Source organism: Rheinheimera soli (assembly GCF_031457405.1).
In the GTDB taxonomy this organism is placed as follows: Bacteria; Pseudomonadota; Gammaproteobacteria; order Enterobacterales; family Alteromonadaceae; genus Pararheinheimera; species Pararheinheimera soli_A.
Map to the genome: position 1 here is coordinate 215,603 of NZ_JAVDWR010000004.1, position 18,777 is coordinate 234,379.

20 protein-coding genes and 1 pseudogene are annotated in these 18,777 nt (G+C 46.4%); 11 read left to right on the forward strand and 10 right to left on the reverse strand.

All coding sequences use genetic code 11. The features are described from left to right. Positions 1–96 precede the first annotated feature (96 nt). The 7 genes from J2W69_RS09030 to J2W69_RS09060 all read left to right on the forward strand — a co-directional run bounded on the left by J2W69_RS09030 (position 97) and on the right by J2W69_RS09060 (position 8,773). Entirely contained in the window at positions 97–1,293 is a 1,197-nt protein-coding gene (locus J2W69_RS09030; protein WP_310277023.1) for a glycine C-acetyltransferase, read from the forward strand. A gap of 7 nt (positions 1,294–1,300) precedes the next feature. Then, positions 1,301–2,326, forward strand: a complete 1,026-nt coding sequence (gene tdh / locus J2W69_RS09035; protein ID WP_473091924.1) for an L-threonine 3-dehydrogenase — start codon at positions 1,301–1,303, stop codon at positions 2,324–2,326. Between the two features lie 233 nt (positions 2,327–2,559). Next, the gene (locus J2W69_RS09040; protein ID WP_310277026.1) at positions 2,560–4,605 is read left to right on the forward strand and encodes a TonB-dependent receptor plug domain-containing protein; all 2,046 of its coding nucleotides are present in this window, start codon (positions 2,560–2,562) and stop codon (positions 4,603–4,605) included. A 15-nt stretch (positions 4,606–4,620) separates the two neighbouring features. After that, on the forward strand, positions 4,621–5,244 hold the full coding sequence (locus J2W69_RS09045; protein ID WP_310277029.1) for a PepSY domain-containing protein: 624 nt from the start codon (positions 4,621–4,623) through the stop codon (positions 5,242–5,244). After that, complete coding sequence (locus J2W69_RS09050; RefSeq protein WP_310277032.1) at positions 5,223–6,335, forward strand: 2Fe-2S iron-sulfur cluster-binding protein; 1,113 nt, start codon at positions 5,223–5,225, stop codon at positions 6,333–6,335. The genes J2W69_RS09045 and J2W69_RS09050 overlap by 22 nt, the downstream gene beginning before the upstream one ends. A 792-nt stretch (positions 6,336–7,127) precedes the next feature. Then, positions 7,128–7,478 (forward strand): hypothetical protein, encoded by a 351-nt coding sequence (locus tag J2W69_RS09055; protein WP_310277034.1) that lies wholly within the window; start codon positions 7,128–7,130, stop codon positions 7,476–7,478. Then, positions 7,478–8,773 carry a type II toxin-antitoxin system HipA family toxin gene (locus tag J2W69_RS09060; RefSeq protein WP_310277036.1) on the forward strand — a complete coding sequence of 432 codons (1,296 nt, stop codon included), beginning with the start codon at positions 7,478–7,480 and terminating at the stop codon, positions 8,771–8,773. Before J2W69_RS09055 ends, J2W69_RS09060 begins: the two co-directional genes overlap by 1 nt. A gap of 322 nt (positions 8,774–9,095) precedes the next feature. Here J2W69_RS09060 and J2W69_RS09065 read toward each other — a convergent pair whose 3' ends face one another. From J2W69_RS09065 to J2W69_RS09085, 5 genes are all read right to left on the reverse strand, one after another. After that, complete coding sequence (locus J2W69_RS09065) at positions 9,096–10,070, reverse strand: tRNA-dihydrouridine synthase (RefSeq protein WP_310277039.1); 975 nt, start codon at positions 10,068–10,070, stop codon at positions 9,096–9,098. A 158-nt stretch (positions 10,071–10,228) separates the two neighbouring features. Then, positions 10,229–11,101, reverse strand: a complete 873-nt coding sequence (locus tag J2W69_RS09070) for an HDOD domain-containing protein (RefSeq protein WP_310277042.1) — start codon at positions 11,099–11,101, stop codon at positions 10,229–10,231. Positions 11,102–11,207: 106 nt separating this feature from the next. Then, a complete protein-coding gene (locus J2W69_RS09075; protein ID WP_310277044.1) occupies positions 11,208–12,197 on the reverse strand; it encodes a tetratricopeptide repeat protein in 990 nt (329 codons plus the stop codon). A 55-nt stretch (positions 12,198–12,252) separates the two neighbouring features. Beyond that, a complete protein-coding gene (locus tag J2W69_RS09080) occupies positions 12,253–12,387 on the reverse strand; it encodes a DUF2256 domain-containing protein (RefSeq protein WP_310277046.1) in 135 nt (44 codons plus the stop codon). A gap of 48 nt (positions 12,388–12,435) precedes the next feature. After that, the gene (locus J2W69_RS09085) at positions 12,436–12,900 is read right to left on the reverse strand and encodes a hypothetical protein (RefSeq protein ID WP_310277048.1); all 465 of its coding nucleotides are present in this window, start codon (positions 12,898–12,900) and stop codon (positions 12,436–12,438) included. 235 nt (positions 12,901–13,135) lie between these two features. Between J2W69_RS09085 and glpE the strand changes: the two genes are divergently transcribed. Further along, positions 13,136–13,462, forward strand: a complete 327-nt coding sequence (gene glpE / locus J2W69_RS09090) for a thiosulfate sulfurtransferase GlpE (protein WP_310277050.1) — start codon at positions 13,136–13,138, stop codon at positions 13,460–13,462. After that, a complete protein-coding gene (locus tag J2W69_RS09095; protein WP_310277053.1) occupies positions 13,455–14,303 on the forward strand; it encodes a rhomboid family intramembrane serine protease in 849 nt (282 codons plus the stop codon). The genes glpE and J2W69_RS09095 overlap by 8 nt, the downstream gene beginning before the upstream one ends. Before the next feature lie 26 nt (positions 14,304–14,329). Here J2W69_RS09095 and J2W69_RS09100 read toward each other — a convergent pair whose 3' ends face one another. The 3 genes and pseudogenes from J2W69_RS09100 to J2W69_RS09110 all read right to left on the reverse strand — a co-directional run. Next, positions 14,330–14,740 carry a flagellar basal body-associated FliL family protein gene (locus tag J2W69_RS09100; protein WP_310277056.1) on the reverse strand — a complete coding sequence of 137 codons (411 nt, stop codon included), beginning with the start codon at positions 14,738–14,740 and terminating at the stop codon, positions 14,330–14,332. A 61-nt stretch (positions 14,741–14,801) separates the two neighbouring features. Next, complete coding sequence (locus tag J2W69_RS09105; RefSeq protein WP_405047880.1) at positions 14,802–15,098, reverse strand: hypothetical protein; 297 nt, start codon at positions 15,096–15,098, stop codon at positions 14,802–14,804. Between the two features lie 75 nt (positions 15,099–15,173). Further along, positions 15,174–15,951: pseudogene (locus tag J2W69_RS09110) on the reverse strand (NAD(P)/FAD-dependent oxidoreductase); the annotation flags it as partial. A gap of 117 nt (positions 15,952–16,068) precedes the next feature. Between J2W69_RS09110 and J2W69_RS09115 the strand changes: the two are divergent. Together J2W69_RS09115 and ubiA are read left to right on the forward strand one after the other, a co-directional pair. Beyond that, positions 16,069–16,608 carry a chorismate--pyruvate lyase family protein gene (locus J2W69_RS09115; protein ID WP_310277064.1) on the forward strand — a complete coding sequence of 180 codons (540 nt, stop codon included), beginning with the start codon at positions 16,069–16,071 and terminating at the stop codon, positions 16,606–16,608. Then, complete coding sequence (gene ubiA, locus J2W69_RS09120; RefSeq protein ID WP_310277067.1) at positions 16,605–17,471, forward strand: 4-hydroxybenzoate octaprenyltransferase; 867 nt, start codon at positions 16,605–16,607, stop codon at positions 17,469–17,471. The genes J2W69_RS09115 and ubiA overlap by 4 nt, the downstream gene beginning before the upstream one ends. Here the strand turns inward: ubiA and J2W69_RS09125 are convergent. Together J2W69_RS09125 and J2W69_RS09130 are read right to left on the reverse strand one after the other, a co-directional pair. Continuing rightward, complete coding sequence (locus tag J2W69_RS09125) at positions 17,439–18,158, reverse strand: PepSY domain-containing protein (RefSeq protein ID WP_310277070.1); 720 nt, start codon at positions 18,156–18,158, stop codon at positions 17,439–17,441. The genes ubiA and J2W69_RS09125 overlap by 33 nt on opposite strands. Before the next feature lie 111 nt (positions 18,159–18,269). Further along, positions 18,270–18,773 (reverse strand): hypothetical protein, encoded by a 504-nt coding sequence (locus tag J2W69_RS09130; protein ID WP_310277073.1) that lies wholly within the window; start codon positions 18,771–18,773, stop codon positions 18,270–18,272. Between the last annotated feature and the right edge of the window lie 4 nt (positions 18,774–18,777).

Here is an 18,777-nt window from a genome sequence, read left to right on the forward strand (position 1 = left end):
TGCAGCCTTTTCTGACAGAAAAGCGCTGCATCGCCCCGACATAGTGATTACAATACGGCGGATTTTACCAAGCCCTCAGCCTTTCTGGAGAAAGTTATGCGAACGACTCCTTTCCTTGCACACTTACAACAACAAATAGAAGACGTAAAAGTGCAAGGCCTGTACAAAGCCGAACGAGTGATCAGCTCGCAGCAACAAGCAACAGTGACCGTAGGTCATGAACAAGTCTTAAATTTTTGTGCCAACAACTACTTAGGTTTAGCCAATAACCCGGAGCTGATTAAAGCCGCCCAGCAAGGTCTGGATTCCCACGGTTTTGGTGTGGCTTCTGTACGTTTTATCTGTGGTACTCAGGATATTCACAAAGAACTGGAACAAAAAATCAGCGGCTTTTTAGGCACTGAAGACACTATTTTGTATTCCTCTTGCTTTGATGCCAACGGTGGTTTGTTCGAAACCATTTTAGGTGCTGAAGACGCGGTGATTTCCGATTCGTTAAACCATGCCTCTATTATCGACGGTGTGCGTTTATGTAAAGCCAAACGTTACCGTTATGCCAATAACGATATGGCCGAATTAGAAGCTCAGTTGAAACAAGCAGACGCAGATGGCGCCCGTTTTAAACTGATAGCCACAGACGGCGTGTTTTCTATGGATGGCGTGATTGCTGACTTAAAATCCATTTGTGATTTAGCCGATAAATACAATGCGCTGGTGATGGTCGATGACAGCCATGCTGTAGGTTTTGTTGGTAAAAATGGCCGTGGCACTCACGAATACTGCGATGTGCTGGACCGTGTTGATATTATTACCGGCACTTTAGGCAAAGCTTTAGGTGGTGCATCAGGTGGTTACACCTCAGGCAAAAAAGAAGTGATTGAATGGTTACGCCAGCGTTCACGTCCTTATTTATTCTCTAATTCTTTAGCGCCTTCTATTGTCACAGCGTCCATCAAAGTACTGGATTTACTGGCAAACGGTGACGCCCTGCGCGCTAAATTGTGGGACAACGTCAGTTACTTCCGCGAAAAAATGTCAGCCGCTGGTTTTACGCTGGCAGGCAAAGATCACGCTATTATTCCTGTGATGTTAGGTGATGCCAAAGTAGCAGCTGAAATGGCGCGTCGAATGCTCGCTGAAGGTATTTATGTGGTGGGATTCTCTTTCCCTGTAGTGCCAAAAGATCAGGCGCGTATCCGCACTCAGATCTCTGCTGCTCACGACAAAGTACATCTGGATAAAGCCATCAGCGCCTTTATCCGTATTGGTAAAGAAATGGGCGTAATTGCCTGAGGACGCCATGATGAAAGCATTAGCAAAATTAAAAGCAGAACCTGGCATTTGGCAAACCGAAGTCGAAATGCCAAAAGTAGGCCCGAATGATGTTCTGATCAAAATCAAAAAAACCGCTATTTGTGGCACAGACGTGCATATCTACAAATGGGATGAATGGGCACAAAACACTATTCCTCATGGCATGGTGGTGGGTCACGAATATGTCGGTGAAGTAGTAGATATGGGCTCTGAAGTGCGTGGTTTTGCCAAAGGCGACCGTGTATCAGGTGAGGGCCATTTAGTTTGTGGTTTCTGCCGTAATTGCCGCGCTGGTCGGGTGCATTTATGTCGCAACACCATAGGTGTGGGCGTAAACCGTGAAGGTTCTTTTGCTGAATACCTGTCTATCCCGGCTTTTAACGTCTTTAAAATTCCGGACAATATTCCGGATAATATCGCTGCCATCTTCGACCCATTTGGCAACGCAGTGCACACAGCTTTGTCTTTTGACTTAGTAGGTGAAGACGTATTAATCACTGGCGCTGGCCCTATCGGTATTATGGCCGTCGCAGTCGCGCGCCATGTCGGTGCCCGTCATATTGTGATCACTGATGTGAACCCATACCGCTTAGAGCTGGCCCGTAAAATGGGTGCTACCCGTGCAGTGGACGTCAGCAAAGAAGATTTAAAAGACGTGATGAAAGAGCTTGGTATGACCGAAGGTTTTGACGTAGGTCTGGAAATGTCCGGTGTGCCTTCGGCCTTTCGTAGCATGTTAGACACCATCAACCACGGTGGCAAAATTGCCATGCTGGGTATTCCACCTTCAGATATGGCGGTGGACTGGAACAAAGTGATTTTTAAAGGCCTGGTGATCAAGGGTATTTATGGTCGCGAAATGTTTGAAACCTGGTACAAAATGGCCAGCTTAATTCAGTCAGGCCTGGATTTAAGCCCAATAGTCACCCACGAAATGCCAATGGAAAACTACAAGGAAGGTTTTGAGATTATGTGCTCAGGTCAGTCCGGCAAAGTGATCCTGAACTGGTAATTTTACAGGGTCAGAGCTTTGCTCTGACCCTCTACAGTCTTCATCTTAGCTCAACCTCTTGTTTTAACTCCTGTATGGCCTCTGTTTCTCTTTATTGTTCCTGTTATCAGTGTTTTACACACAAATGCTAGCGTAATTGCCAGTCATTTTATAAATAGGAATAGATCTCATTTTAAAATGATAATACGATCTGTTATCATTCGCTTCATTATCTAGCCAGCCGTAGAATTGTGATGTTAAGCGTACTTTTTTTATCTTCTGCTTCATTAATGTCTGTTGTTGACGGTCATGAAGTAATGACAGTATTGGGCAAGCAACAGGAATATCAGCTAACGCAGCAGCCTGATGTGCGTGTGATTTCCCGTGATGATTTAGTGCGTTATGGTGATCAGTCCCTGGCTGAAGCTTTATCCCGTCAACCAGGTATTTTGCTGAGCGGCCCACCAGGCAAAGGCAAAGATCTGCGTTTAAAAGGTCTGGATAAAGGCTATTCGCAAATTCTGATTAATGGTAAGCCAGTGCCAGGCAATGGTGAAAAACGCGAATTTGATTTAAGCAGTATTCCTCTGGCATGGGTTGAGCGCGTCGAAGTATTACACGCGTCTGATGCCACTGTGTCTGGTGCAGGTATAGGCGGGACTCTGAATATAGTTTTAAAAGATCACAGATCCAACAGCGAAGTGCAACTCAGTGCCCGTCGTTTGGATGGTAATGATGTGCTGCCTGCCGGCTCATTAAGCCATGCGTTTCAGTTGGACCAGTTGTCGGGTCGTGTTGGTATTGATTATCTGGAAGGTGATGCAGATAAATTTAAGTTAAAACAGAGTATTAATGCCAAAGGTGAACAAAGTGCCACTGAAGAAAACGAAGATCGTACAGATAAAAGAACAGCTTTAACGACCGACTTGCAATACAACTTCGCCGATGATTCCCAATTCAAAGTTCAGGGACGCTACAGCAAAAAGAACGAAGCCAAAGACAAAACCAATGTTACCTATAAGCTGACTGCTATAGATAAAACAACAGTGGAATTGGAAGATAAAGACAATGTGGCCCAATGGTTTGATAGCAGCTATAGCAGAGCATTGGGGGAGGCTTTAATTAGCCTTGAGACCAGTTATCGGGATCAGCAGGAAGACAAAAATAAACTAAAAACCGAAACGGACAGTAAAGGCAAAGAAAAACGTGACACCGAGCTGGAAGAAAAGCGCGAGCAACTGCGCACTGTTGGCCTGAAGTATGGTGCCAAGGAGCTACAGCTTGGTGTAGAACAGCAATGGCGTAACAGATACCGACTGAAGTATAAAAATGATGTATTAAGTGGCAACAAAGACAGCTATGACTTTGATGAGCAGCAGTTATCCTTGTACGGTCGCTACAATCTGAAAACTGACTTTGGTAAATGGAGCATGGGTTTACGTGCGGAAAAACAGCAACGTGACGCCTTCTTAAATGAACAGGATTTCAGTTCAGACTCAGGCTGGGATCTGTTGCCTAATCTGAAATACCAACTTGGGCTGGGCAACGGTTTCCAGCTCAGAGCATCAGGTAGCCGCACTGTACGCTGGCCAAAATTTGACGATATGGTGCCTTTTGTGGAATCTAAATCTGGCACTTTGACCGATCCTGACAAAATGGGAAATCCGGATTTGCAACCAGAGCAAGCCTGGGGCGCTGACTTAGCTTTGGTCTGGCGCGAAGAGCAAAAAGAGCTGGAGATCTACGCCAACAAAAGATGGGTGGATGATTTGATCATCAGCAATACAGCTCTGGATGAAGTCTCTGGTCGTTATGTGCAAAAGCCAACGAATTTAGAATCAGGCCAGACCCAGGGCTGGGGTAGCCGTGTGGCTGTGCCACTGATTAGCGAGTTCTGGGTAGCTGTCAGTGTAGACTGGCAACAAATAGATGCCAGCAGCAGTGGCAGTGAGTTTAAACAAGTTCCTCAAATGTATGGGAAAATGACCTTAGACTGGCGGCCTGAAACCAGTTGGCAGGCCGGTTTGTCTTTAGGATTCCAGGACAAAACAGAAAAAACTGAACTGACTGCAACACAAAAAAGCATTGAAATGGAAAAAGCCATGACGACTTTAGATGCTTATGTCAGCTATCAGTTTGAAAATGGTGCACGGGTCAATTTGTCGGCTTTAGGGCTGAATGACCCGGAAAAACGCAAAACTAAAAGCACTTATAATCTGGCTGGTGCAATTACACAGCAGGATTCTGAGTGGGAACAAAGTGCCCGTGAGTGGGTGCTTAATGTCAGTATGCCGTTCTAATTAAAAGGAAAAACTATGTGGCGTAAATTACATTTGTGGGGCGGCATTTTATTAGCTTTGCCTATGTTGATTGTGGGTGTCAGTACTTTATTTATTGCTCATGGTGAGGCATGGGGTGCTAAGGAAATCAAGTTTGGCGAGCCATCTGCACAGATGGATTACAAGGCTCTGTTGCCTGTTACCGATGGCTATTGGCTTGCTGGCAAATATGGGTTGACCTTGTTTAACAGTGCAGGTGAAAAACAACAGCATGTATTGCCAGACATCGATGTCAGAGCGGTGCGCCAGCTGGATGGTCAGCTTTATGCCGCCACCAAAATGGGTTTGTATCAGCTGCAAGGCAGTGACTGGACTCAGTTGTACAGTGAAGATATCAGTGATGTCGCCAGCCAGGATGGACAATTATGGCTGTTAGCAAAAGATCAAGGTGTGTTGGTGCAGCAGGGGGGGCAGTGGCAAATGAAGCTTGCGCTGGAAAAAGGCAAAAGCGCTTATGATCTGAACAAGCTGATGAAACATTTGCACACAGGCGAGGCCTTATTGGGAAAATATGACTGGATCTGGATGGATCTGCTGGGTTTTTATTTGATTGTGTTTTCAGTAACAGGAATATGGCTGTGGTGGCGTCGTTCGGCCTGATAGGGCTTACTCTTGTGTTAGCCGCTATGGTGATTTATTTCACCGCAAGCGGCTTCTGGCGTATTTATCTGCAGCAGCAACAACAAAAGCGGTTGCAGCTTAAACTTGCGCGGGTGAAACGGCAGGGCCAGTATCTGAAGTTATGGCTGCAACACCCTGATGGCTTGTTATTACCCAAAGCCAAAGCAGGTCAGCATATCTTGCTTTATGGCAAAGATTTACAGGGCAAACCTGTCAGTCGGGCTTATTCGTTGGCGCAGGATTGCAGTCAGCAACGTTATTACCAACTGGTGATTAAAGCTGAAACGGATGGCCGTTTGAGTCAGGCATTATTTCAGCATTTAAAAGTGGGGGATCTGGTTGAAAGCTCTTATCCACGTGGCCATTTTTTATTAAACCGCTCGCGCCAGCCATTGGTTCTGGTGGCCGGCGGCGTAGGTATTACCCCTATGCTGGCTATGGCTTATGCCGCTATCCGGCAAAAACGTCAGGTGTTTCTGGTGTACCAGGCGCGCCGTCTGGAAGATATCGTATTTTACCCTTTACTGCGGCGTTTACCCCGTTTACAACTTCGTATTGCACTCACTCAACCGCCAGTCGATTGGCAAGGCTTTAAAGGCCGTATTGATGCCGGATATTTATACAAGCTGGCAGGCCCGCAGGCTCAGTATTACTTCTGTGCTTCTGCCAAAATGACAGAGCAGCTGATTTATGATTTAGGCATTTTAGGTGCGCAGTATTGCTATGCTGAGCTCTTTAGTGCATCTGCAAGTGAACAAAGTTTCCCTATTGAAATCAATGGTGTATTTGCTGACAGTCAGGGCCATAAATCAGTACTGGATGCTATTCTTGCCGCTCGTGTGCCGCTGAATTATGACTGCAAAGGTGGCTCTTGTGGCCTTTGTAAAGTTCGGGTTGTCAAAGGGGAATACCAGCAGGTGCTGGAACCCAGTATCAGCTGCAGTGCCGACGAAGTATTGGCTTGTTGCATTCAGCCGACTTCGGCTTTGGTGCTGAGTGCGGATATTCAATCTGAAGAGTCATCACCAGAGCAGTCGACAGGTCTGGAACCTGCTGCAAGCAGCCATTGATGTATACCGCAAAACCTTTCCCTGCTGGCTGTTCTCTCTACCTTGAGATTTAAAGCTTTCGCTTTTGGCGAGCCACTTTCTTTTGCTTCGCCAAAGGCGATCCCAGGTCGCAGCGACAACGCTTGCGTTGAACAGCTTTAGCTGGCCCCGAAGGGGTACGAACGAAGTGAGTATAAAGCCCAGCCCAAAATCGTGTGTCCAGGGCGGCTGGGTAACTTGCTCGTCGCTAACGACTCCTCATTCAAACAGTCCCAGCCTTAAAACCTTGGACCCCCAATTTTTTCTGGGTTCATTCGGGCTTTCGGTAAGCCAACAATTTGGCTTGCCGCCGAATGGACGTACTGAGCTCAGCGAAGTACCGGAACCGCCCCCTAATGGGGGACTGGTGCCATTAGTTGGTATAGGCTTTTCTGATTGGCAGCTAAGAGCGAATTGCACTTGTCCAGAACAGAGGGTCTCAAAAAAACGAATGTCGGCTTTGCTCTTTTTGCAAACATTCGTTTTTTTGAGCTTCGAAGGTTAAAGGATGTTTTACCAAACCAACATCAGTTAACCAGGCATTAAGGGGAGAACACTGCAGAAAATCCGCTGTTGGCCAGCTAAAATTGCGCGTTAAAATCGTCAGGACATCAGACCTTTCGCCTCAGTTATTTATCTATAGATTAATTTTTTAAAATTTATAACTTCCAGTTTATCTGTAAAGTTAATTTAATTAGAATGTTGTTCTGTGAATTAAATAAGTAAGCTAAAATGTGATAATGTCTTTTATGAATGAGTTTATGAGGCGTTAATATGTCAAAAAATAATATAAATTCCCTCGCAGCATCACTGCCAGAGCTCGTTCAAGAGCGCATCAGGCTTCAGCAGCTAATGGCTCATTTGGACGAAAGCATACAGGCAAAATTGCAGCAGTCAGCAATAGACGGGTATAGACCGGTGAGCAGCGAGTCAGTGCAATCCAGCATAGAGGCGCACAGAGGTGATCTTTCTATCTCTGATTTGGTAGCTTTTGCTGGTGTATCGATGCAAACCTATTACAACTCGATACAGCGGGTGGATGTGGTATCTGTAGGCAAGCTCAACAGTCTGATCGGTGCTGTTGGTTTGCAGCTTTTTATTGGCAAGCGTCAGGGGAATAAATAATGGACGCCCCCACAAGAATAGGTTTTGTGTACTGCAATGATAGATTGGCGGGGACTATCACTGAGTATTCGGTTCAGGCTGGTTACGAATATGAATTTCGTTATGATACGAATTACTTGCAAATCGGACTCGCCAGGATAGGCAACAACCTCCCACTGACTGACGCACCATTGCGCAAAAACCATCTCCCGGCATTTTTCACCAATTTAATGAGCGAGGGGTGGGTAAAGCGCCATCAGGCACAGCTGGCCAGACTCGATGTAGATGATAAATTTGGCCTTCTGCTTGCGCATGGTGCAGAGCTTATCGGACCGATCAGGGTGCTTCCGGGTCTGCTGAAAAATGAAGAAGCAGGCCGTATACCAGAGCAACCACAGAAAAACCTAAAAGGTTTCACCATCGACTTTGCCAGAGATGAATTTAATGAAGTGGCCATCAGGTCGTTAGGCAGAGCTTCCATTTCAGGTGTTCAGCCTAAAATGTTTCTCACTCATAAAGCTGGCGCCAGGAAAACATTGACAGCAAGTGTAGGTATGGGTCCGTACATAGTGAAACCATCTCCACGAGATTTGCCCCATTTAGCGGTCAATGAATTTATCATTATGCGGCTATGCCAGTTGGTTGGGTTCAATGTAGCAGATCATGCTCTTGTCCCCTTTTCCTGTGGTGAACTGGCCTACGTGACAGGTCGGTTTGATTTGGACACTGCTGGCAGAAACATCGGATTCATCGAAGATTTGGCCTCTGTTATGGATGTTTCGCCCGGGAATAAAAGTAGCGAGGCATTATCCTACGAATACGCATTGAAAGTTGCCCATGCAAGCTGCGGTTACCACGCTCAAGTGCTTCGGGATGGTTTTTTGCAGGTGCTCATGGCGTACCTGGTTGGGAATAACGATTTACACCTGAAAAACCTGAGCCTGGTCAGGCCGCTCGATAGTGATACTGCGACCGGATTTTCAAAAATCTATGACATGGTATCAGTAGCGCCATACAAAGAGTACGACGGATCAGAGCTAAGTATCTGGCTCATGGAAACTGAGGTAAAAGACGCCAAAAGCACCAGTTCATACGACAACTACGGCTATTACACTGAACATGACTTTGTTGCGTTTGCCGCTCAACTGGGGCTGGACCAAAAGGCCGCTAAGAAATTGATCCATTCTTTGGTTAAAAAGATGTTGCAAAATTTGGACAAGGCTTTTGAAAGTGTGGCTGGTTTTGAAGACCTAAAGCTCGTCATGTTCAAACGCATTCAAGCGCGAATGGAAACGATGTCACGTCCTTGGTTGTAATGTGTCAACCGACGTTTAGATTGATAAGGCATGAATGTCAGCAACGGATCAAAAGCTAATTTTTGAAAACTACAATGCAAATGTTAGCTATTGGCACAAAGTGACGATACAGACGAACTGATGAAACGACAGGACAACTGCATTAGCAGACGCTGTCCAGCAGGGGGAAGGCGGGATTTCAGCAAGTCAGTCGTCCGACTTGCTGCCGAATGAACGGGTTTTGCTCTGCAAAACCCCGGTAGCGTGCAGGAGCCTATAGGGATGTATCTACGGCGTGTCTGCGTTGCAGTTGACCGAGCTGTTAGAGTTGAATCTTTGCAGGTCAATGTTCGGAGATGCCTGAAATGTGATCTAAAGCCCCACGCAAAGTCGCTACTAAATCCGGTGCTTTTTGCTGTAAACGTAGTTGCTGGAATAAGACTTCAGCTTCAACGTATTGCAGTTTCAGGTAACTAAACCATTGTTTAATACGGTTGGAATAATACAGTCCTTTGTCGCCTGCTATTTCATAGTCCGAGTACTGCAACAGTAGTTCCAGCACTTGTGGCCATGGCATTTTTTGATGAGTAGCAGTAGCAAAATGCTGCTTGATATCACGGGCTAAACCCGGGCTGGCTAAAGCGCCACGGCCGAGCATTAAATCAGTGCTGCCGGATTGTTCCAAGCACAAGGTCGCGTCTTCCGGTGTCCAGATTTCGCCATTAGCCACGACATTCAGAGGAATAGTCTGGCGGATTTGTTTGATCCATGGCCAGTAAGCTGGCGGTCTGTAACCATCACTTTTGGTGCGGGCATGCACTGTCAGTTCAGTTGCTCCTGCTTCATAAATAGCGCGGGCGTTGTCCAGAGTTAAGCTGGTATCGTCAAAACCTAAGCGTATTTTTGCTGTGACCGGAAATTGTGCTGGCACAGCGTCACGCACCGCTTTAATGATTTGGTACAGGGTTTCGGTTTCTTTTAAAAGTACAGCGCCACCACGGCTTTTATTGACTGCTTTGGCCGGACAGCCAAAATTCAAATCCACACCAGGAGAGCCCAATTGCACTGCACGCACTGCGTTTTCGGCAAGCCAATGCGGTTCCTGGCCTAATAGCTGCACCCGAACCGGCACACCGGCTGGAGTCACCCCACCTTGTTTTAACTCAGGACAAATACGGGTAAAAACCCGACTTGGCAGCAGTTGGTCCACGACCCGGACAAATTCAGTGATGCATAAATCAAAACCACCAATACGGGTTAACATATCCCGCATTAAATGGTCCACCACGCCCTCCATTGGGGCTAAAACAATACGCATCTTGATAAATTCCTCTGAATAAATAGCTGCTTATACCCAAAGTAATTGAATTCGCAGGGAGGCGACAAGCGAGCGAGACCCCAGGAGCATAGTAGTCCTATGTGACTGGGGCGAGTGGCGCAGTCAACAAAGCTGCGGTTTCAAGTACGAAGGGGATATTAAGCATGGTATCTATTCGGCACACCTTGTTGTTGCAGGTAGTCGCCTAAGTCGTGCAGCGTCAGTTCATCCAGTTCCAGAATATCCAGAATGGTGGCTTTATACTGATCCCATTCCGGATCCATATCTAAATCCAGCAATATTTTGCTTTCATCTGTCATATGCTCAGCCAGTTTCAGCAGCGCAAATAAACGTTTTTCGTAAAGATCATCAGAGGCCAGGATCAAGGCATGGCTATGGTGATACGCAATCACATTGGTTAGTTCAGGCGCCAGGCCCCAGGACTGAGCAATCATATAACCCAGTAATTCGTGAGTGGTCTGAAAATTCTGATCTTCAGCGTCTGACATGCTGTAACCTGCCAAATGAGCTTGTTTCAGCACTTTGGCATAATCTTTAAACTGACTGCTGATCAGCAGCATGCCAGCGTTATGGAATAAACCTAAGCTGTAGGCATCGTCAGCGCAATCTGTGCCATAACGCAGTTGTTGAGCTAACAAAGTGGCTGCGTTGGCTACATTCGCCGCGCTTTGCCACAGGCTTTCAGTAAATCTGTCCGTCCGGCCTTCACTTAAGGTAAAACGCAGCACGACTGAGCTGACTAATTTAATCACCCGGTTTAAGCCTAAAAACTTACAGGCATGTTCTACTGAACTGATTTTACGGCGTAAACCAAAATACACCGAGTTCACCACTTTGAGGGTAAAGCCAGCTATGCCTACATCTTGATTGATCAGTTCAGCAATACGTTTGATATTGGGATCATCACTTTCAATTTCTGCTTTGATACTAAGTAAAACAGTGGGCTGAGGAGGAATAGTAAAGCCGCTTAATGCTTTTTCTACCTCGGCCATATTAATTGCTTTTGCCATGCTGCGGTTCCGGCGTATTGAGTGATGGAATAAAGTGCATATAGTAAGAGGCCTGTGCGTAAAAAGCAAAACGGGATCCGCAGATCCCGCTCAGGCAGAGCAGGGATCAGCTCTTTTTCAGTTGTTTTTCCAGATCTTTTAATTCATTTTTCAACCGTTTATCAGTTTGTGACTGATTCTTGATATGCGGCAGCAGTTCCCGGGCTTTAGCTTGCTGCTTTTGCAGCAGATAAATTTGCGCCAAACGTAGCTGAGCCCAGCCCGTTTTCGCATGATCACTGTCTTGATAAAAAGCTAAATAACCCTCTAACGCCTGCTGGCCAGTTTGTGGGTTTTGTTGCTCTGTTGCAGCTAAACGGCCCAGATGATAGAGGTAACTTTGTTGCTCCGCTAAATCCGTCGTGGCCGCTGCAGCTTTTTGGTATTGAACAAAAGCTTTGGCCGGTTCCTTGTTTATGCTGAGCAAATTGCCATAGGCAGCTAATAAAGCCGGGTGGTCCGGATACTGTTGCAGCTGTTGTTCGCTGAGTTTCAGGGCTTCTGGTAGTTTATCGTCATCCATCAATACTTCAATGCTCGCCAATGCGCCGTCTGGCTGATGTTTTTCTGCCATAGCTTTGGCCAGTTTTTTTGCTTCTTTGGTATCACCACCAGCTATCGAAGGGGCCTGCAGATAAAAGCCAATCAGGATGTGTTGGATTTCTAAATTTTCTGGTGCTGCAGCCATGGCTTCTTTCAGCAAAGCTAAACCTTCTTTGGCGTAAGAGGCTGCGGAAAAAATACTGCTGTCCTGTGCCAGATTAAACTGATTTAACGCCGCAAGACGCAGCAGTTCCGCATCTTTTGGATAGTGCTTTAACGCCTGATTGGCCAGTTGCTCTGCTTGTTCAGATTGCCGTAACCCCAACATAGTTTGCAGCTGCAAAACCAGCAATTCTTTGTTCGCCAACTGAGGGGCCTGACCCAGTTGCTGTTGTAGCTGGCTGAATTTATCTCGCTCCAGTAATAGATCATAGGAACTGACATCGCTGGCAAATAAGGGGAAGCTGCTTAAAGCGGCAATTAAATACAAGGCTTTCATAAAAATTCCTGTCATAAAGATTAACCCTTATTTAACAGGAGTTGAGTATGCATTTACAATAGGCCGAAGGTCACTTTTTCCGGCGGCAGCGCTCTGAGCAATATTTCACTTCAGGCCAGTTTTTTTGCCATGATTGAAGCCAACTGAAGGCTAAGCCACAGCAAGCGCAGATTTTATGGGGCAGATGTAATTTATGGTGGGTCATACAAGCTCCGTTTTAGCAGACTACGGAGCTGACAGAGAAAAGGATCGGTTAGGAATCCAGATAAGGCCGGCCTGACATCATTTGTGTCGCCAGCTGTGATTCTGCGTCATCGTCCTTTAATTCCAGTGTGGCAAACTGTACATCAAACTGAATTAAATCATCGTCCGGCAATAACTGAGCTATCAGTTTATCCGGCACCTGACCCACCTGACGGTAAGCGTTGATAGCCACCTGAGCCGCCTGTTCCATCAACTGGAAAAATTGACCCAAAGGAAACTGCTGGAAGATTTCCGCATCCAGTTGTGCCCAACCTAATAAATCACCGCTGATACTGCCATCTGCATGATCGGTAAATAACATAGAGACAGCCGGAAAAGGCGGGTTTTCACCGGATTGGTAGTTGTCCAGATCCTGCTCGTCAAACACCAGTATAAAACCAAATCCCGGGCAGCCTTCGGCGTCCATATCATCAAAAGCAGGATCATAAATTAAATACAAGGGACTATCTGACATGGGTATTCTGTTTCCAAACCAACAAGGCGCGCTATTTTACCTAAGCTTGGGCTGGAGCTAAAGCTGTAATTGTTAACTTGGTGTTTTAATGCGGTATTTAGCTGCTTTGGCTGATTGTTTCTTCGTCAAATACCTGCAGTTCGGCGGATCCGGCATAAGCTATGGTACTCAAGGCGTGTCAGCTGGGCTACTATAGCGGCATCAATCTGAAGTTTGAGCAGTAACGGAGTGACCCATGAGTGAATTCAGTCGTATTTCAGTAGCCACAGCGCTGCAGCAGATAGAACAGCATAAAGCTGTAGTGGTAGATATTCGTGATGAGCAAAGTTATGCCTCTGGCCATATTGCCGACTCCTTCCATTTAACCAACGGCAGTCTGAATCAGTTTATCCAACAAACTGAGTTTGAAACTCCTGTGGTGGTGGTTTGTTATCACGGCAATTCCAGTCAGGGTGCTGCTCAGTACTTAGCACAACAAGGTTTTGAAACTGTATTCAGTATGGATGGCGGTTTTGAAGCCTGGCGTCAGCAACTGCCTTTTGTTACAGATTCCCATGATTAAGATTGGTGACTTTGCCTCTTCCGCTGCGGCTTTGAGTCTGGCTGATTATTGTAAAAGTCAGCAACTGGATGTCAGTGTGGTGGTGCATTCTGCTGAGCAGGCTGAGCTTTGGTGTGCACCTGAACATGCTGAACTGGTAGTTGCCGAGTTAGAACGCTTTTTGTTAAATCCTTATGCCGACCGCTATCAGGCTGCGGCATGGGACAGGGCAGAAGTCGTGGACTCAGGGACAGGTTCAGCTGGTTTATCCGGTTATTGGCAACAGTTATGGGCTAATGGTGGCTGGTTTTGCCATCTGGTCTGGTTGTCAGCCTTGCTGGTGTATGGCTGGCAACAAGTGGATCCCTGGTCCGCTTTGGCTGCCTTGCAATTAAAACCTGAATTGGGGCTTAGTCTGGAACAAGGCTGGCGTTGGTTTACGCCGGGCTGGTTGCATTTTTCCGGCTCTCATCTGGTGTTTAATCTGATCTGGGTCTGGTATCTGTTGGGGCCACTGGAGCTGAAGTCAGGCCGTGTGGTCGCTATTAGCCTGACCTTGTTGGTGTTGTTGTTTTCCAACCTTGCACAGTTTGTGATGGTTGGTGCTCACTTTGGCGGCATGTCAGGCCTGGTCTATGGCTTATTTGGTTTTTATTGGATCTGTGGCTGGTTAAAACCGAACTGGGGTTTGCAGATCAGCACTGGCTTAATAGGTTTTATGCTGATTTGGCTGGTGATTGGGTTTTTTGATCTGCTGTGGATTTCGATGGCAAACTGGGCACATTTAGCAGGCTTACTGACAGGCATGTTTTGTGCGGTTTTACTGGTAGCAGCAAACAAGGTTCTCACCGTACAGCGCTGAATGTACGGTGAGCCAGACACAAGTGCTTAGTGGTACAGATATTTAGTAAACAAAACGTCTTTTAAAATATCCTGACCTGTCTCTTTTTTCAGGGTATCGCGCAGCTGATTCAGAATTTTTAAGCGAATTTCTTCGCGCCCTGTTAATGAACGGATGGTGTCGCCATTTTCACGACCAAAAGCGAACACAATTTTATCCAGGATCAGTGGTTCGTGATGCTCTATCACATCCAGATACTTTTTATCCATAATCATCAACTCCATAGTCACCCGTACATAACCCAGATTTTCAGTAGTGGGAGTGATGTAGTTAGTGACTATATCCGGATCAAAACCAAAATAAGCATAATTGACTTTCATAGGTGCATTGGCCGCACTCTGAGCCCAGAGACTTTGACTTAACAATAAAAAAACAAAACAAGTCAGCGCTTTTTTCATCCGGTTTACTCTTTCATTTTTATCAAACATTCAAAAAAGGATCTTACCCGAAGGTCCGACGTTAAGCTATCAAAGCTGGCATTTCTTTTGCCAGCCGCAAACGTTGCGCCACCATTTTTCCGGTCAGAGCGAAACCAAGCAACTGACCTGATGGGCTCTGAAATCTTGCCAGCCAATCCATACCTTGCCCTTCATAGACCCAGTCGCCTTGTTGTTCTTTTGCAGCAGGCCAACTGACAACAGCCAAAGCTGGCGATTTAACTATCACCGGCATGACAGGAAATTGCACTGCTGTGATTGTGCCTGTCAGAGTCAGGGCTAAAGCTCTGGCAGATAAACTAATAGGCTGAATATACATCAGGTTATAGCCACAGATTTCTGCACAGTCGCCCAAAGCATAGATATCAGCGGCTGAAGTTGCCAGAGTCTGATCCACTTTTATACCTTTGCCGCAGTCTATCCCTGCGTGCATCGCAAGCTGCAGCTTTGGCTTTACCCACAGCAGATAAAATCAATTCTGTGGTCAGGTTGCGGCCATCAGTAAGCTGAAGGTGTAATTGCTGTTGGGCAAGCTGAGCATCTTTTATCGACGCTCCCCAATAAAATTCAACCCCTAATGCTGTTAACTGCTGCTGTAAAAGCTCACCCAGTGCAGGCGGCAGAAGTTGGGCTAAAGGCTGATGCTCCAGCGCTATCACTGACACCTGAAAACCTGCTGCAGCTAAATCATTAGCATATTCAATGCCAACTAAACCTGCGCCTAACACTGTAATTTTTTGTTTGTTCTGGCTTTGTTGCAAAAAATGTTGGTAGTCCGCTAAGTCATTCACTGACCAGACCAGGCCTTCAGTTGCAGCTGGCAGTAATAGTTTCACCGGGCTGGCTCCTGTGGCCAGCACCAGTTGCTGATACTGGATCAGTCCTTTGTTGGTCAGTACCTGATGCAGTTCCGGCTTAATTTGCTCTGCACTACAATAAGGCCATACCTCAATATGTAGCTCTGCTGCCATTTGGGCCGCGGTTTTCTGGACCAGGTCGCTGGCATTTTTTTGTTTGCTAAAGCCGTTGGATAACAAAGGTTTGGAGTAATAATCAGCGCTGTCGCTGCTGATCAGGCAGATGCTGCGATCCGGGTCTAGTTTACGCAGTTCTTTGGCAAGGCTATAACCAGCGTAACCTGCTCCGACAATTAAAGTGTGGTAATGAGTCATAACAAAAGATGATCAATAAAATAATAAGCTTATGGTAATCAATTCCTGCCACAAAGGCATTAAATCAGGTTAAATACCAATACGATGGCAAAATTGTTATGATGCGCGGCAACTTAGTTGCAGTTTAATTTTATGCACAGCACAGACAGTCTTTTTCAATTGAATGCAGAGTGGCAAAACGCCGGACAACTGCCATTTCCCGCCGCTTTTGAACCCTGGTTGTTATGTCAGGGTTCATTAACAGCACTACTGAAAAGTCATTGCCAGAGTTTCAGGCTGGAATTGGTGGCTGAGCATTGGCAAAGGCTGCCAGATTTTTTACAGCAACAATGGCAACAAGCTGTGGGTTTAAAACGCGATGTGATCCTTTGGTGTGATGGTAAACCCTGTGTCTATGCACAAAGCTGGTTACCTGAATCTACTCTGGAGCAGATGGAGCCTTTAGCTCGTTTGGGGGCACAGCCTTTGGGAGAGTATATTTTTCAGCATGTCAGTTTAGAACGTGGCGTGATTGAAGTGGCTTTACTTGAAAGCGGATTGGTATTGCCTGTAGTAGGTGAGCAAAAACAACTTTGGGCCAGACGTTCTGTCTTTTCAGTGCAACAGCAACCATTATTGGTGCAGGAAATCTTTTTACCCGGAGTGCTTGAGCTATGAGATGGCAGTTGCAATGGCAGCAGTGGCCTTATTACCGCCAGTTAATGCGTCTGGACAGGCCTATTGGTATTTATTTACTGCTGTGGCCGACCTGGTGGGCCTTGTGGCTGCTGTCGTCCGGTTTGCCTGATTTAACTTTGTTAGCCGTATTCAGCGCCGGTGTTGTACTGATGCGCTCTGCTGGTTGTGTGATTAATGATTACGCCGACCGCAATTTTGATGGTCATGTGGAACGCACCAAAGCCCGCCCCCTGGCTGCCGGACTGGTCAGTAGTGACGAAGCTTTACAGCTTTTTTTTGTACTGCTGCTGTGCAGCGCCAGCCTGCTGCTGTTTTTGGACTCCGCCACTGTGTTATTGGCTGTAGTGGCCGTTGCTCTGGCTATTCTTTATCCCTTTATGAAACGTTTTACCTATCTGCCCCAGTTTGTATTAGGTGCCGCTTATAGTTGGGGTATTCCTATGGCCGCTATGGCCACAACAGGATCTGTGCCTTTGTGGGTCTGGGCCTTGTATCTGGCAAATCTGCTGTGGACAGTGGCTTACGACACCTTTTACGCCATGGTGGATATAAAGGATGATCAGAGAATAGGGGTCAAATCCACAGCCTTATTATTTGGTCGTTATTGCCATCAGATTATTGCTGGCTTACAACTGCTGTTTTTAATGCTGATGGCCTGGGTAGGTCAACAAAATGGCCTTGGACTATTTTTTTATGCCGCTTTGGTTTTGGTATTGCTGAGTTTCATTCACCAGCACTGGCAAGCAAAAACTCAGGGCAGGGCAGGTTGTTTTCAGGCCTTTTTAAATAACCATTACAGTGGCTTGTTGTTATTTGCAGGTATTGGCTTGTCTTTGTTGTAAGTCGGCACGTTTTTTCCGCCGCCATGGCAATAACAAGGCACCTGACAGCGTAAAAAATAAGGCCGTGGCTGAAAAGATGATCAAAAGTGGATGATTAAAATTCTCTCTGTCCTCGTAATCCATAATGTGTAGCATCCAGACAAAATCAAACAATCGCCAGTGATTGGTCCGCACTGATAACAACTTGCCGCTGTACTCTTCCAGATAAAAACTACTGCCACTTTCATCAGCAAACTGCACCAGCCATAACGGTGTTGTCAAATGCCTGACCTCAAAAGGTGCCTGCTGTAGACGTTGGATCCGGGCTATTTCGGCGTTACCTTGATACTGTAACCTGACTAAGTCTTTGACCTGTGCTTCAGTCAGAGGCGCTACAGCTCCACCTGTTAAGGCTGAATAATACAGCTGCTCTTCATCTTTGCTGAATTGATACAAAGGGATTGCACCTTGCTGACTGAGCTTCAGTTGATGCTCCGGATGTTGTTCTGCCAGAGCCGCAGGGGAGATGGTCTGACTCCAGTCCGGTGCCACAAAGGTTTTGCGTAAATGTTCACCCCGCACTTCTGTAATGGGCAATACACTCATCACTAAACCACTGCCAAACCAACAGATCAGTTGCAGCCCTAACACCCAGCCCAGATAACGGTGAACCTTACGCCAGAAAGCTAAACGCAGCAAAAAATCCATAACAGAAAAAACCTTTTGAAATCAATTTAAAACTACTTTGCCAGAAGCAAAAAAAAACTGCGAGATAACCCGCAGTTTTTATGTGGCGAAAATGCATCCAAAGAGTTGTGGTCAGGGTTGAGGCGGAGGAGCAGGAAAGCTGATCACTGGTCCTTTGGCAGCTTGGCCTGGTGGCAAATAAGCGGGAGCAGGCTGACCTGCAGGGCCAAGGTGTTGGACAAAATGGTAAATGGCTTTTAAGTCATGCTCCTCCATATCCCGCAGTGTAAACCAGGGCATAGGGGGTCTGAATTGTGCAGTTTTAGCCATATTCAGCCATTGTTGTTCGGTCAGCTTAGCCATACTCAGGCGCAAATTACTGGGGTAGGTGGTACCCCATGGGCCTTGCCAGCCTAATTGATCACCCATCAACCACTGATCTTTAGGAATATTACCTGCGGTGAGAGCATAACCTGTGGTATGGCAGTCATTGCATCCTGCAATACGGGCTAAATATTCACCGCGTTTAATCAGTTGATTTAGCTCCGGCTCGACAGCTGAAGAAACGGCCTGAGTGTCTGAACTATTCAGACTCAACACAATAAACAAACCCAAAATAATGGGATGACTTTTCATAGGT